This window comes from Alteromonas sp. G4i13, assembly GCF_054960505.1.
The window spans coordinates 1-551 of sequence record NZ_JBHNYX010000123.1; the positions used below are offsets into that span (position 1 = coordinate 1).

The window sequence follows — 551 nt, forward strand, 5'->3', positions numbered from 1 at the left end:
AAAATGAAGAACGACACAAGTTTATGGGGCTATAGCTCAGCTGGGAGAGCGCCTGATTTGCATTCAGGAGGTCAGCAGTTCGATCCTGCTTAGCTCCACCATCTACTTGACACTGAGCTTGCATAAGCGAAGTACTGAAGGCTTGTAGCTCAGCTGGTTAGAGCGCACCCCTGATAAGGGTGAGGTCGGCAGTTCAAGTCTGCCCAAGCCTACCATTCACCTGCACTTGCTTCGCAAGTGGTCGTGAAAAAGCCGCTTAACCGGAAGGGAACCTTCCTGACGGTTTTTCTACTCGCTAAAGTTAGCGGTAGTCAAAGGCTAAGGTGGAAACTGATTTTTGTGTCACGTTGGACCCGAAATCCTAATGAATATTTACTGTTTCAGTAAAGATTGATTAGGGTTTTTTACTCTAAAGTGAAATGACTCGTCATTTTGCGAATGTTCTTTAACAATTTGGAAAGCTGATATTAATAGTAATCAATCAAAATTGAGTAACTGAGAAATCGAAAGATGAATTTTTACTCTACTTGACTGAATTGCTTGTTATCAAT

The 551-nt window shown here is 42.3% G+C and carries 2 tRNA genes; both read left to right on the top strand.

What is annotated here, in order from left to right:
* Window positions 1-25 precede the first annotated feature (25 nt).
* Window positions 26-101: transfer RNA gene (locus ACFI6J_RS21570), tRNA-Ala, on the top strand.
* A 37-nt stretch (window positions 102-138) separates the two neighbouring features.
* Window positions 139-215 (top strand) — tRNA-Ile (locus ACFI6J_RS21575).
* Window positions 216-551: the final 336 nt, after the last annotated feature.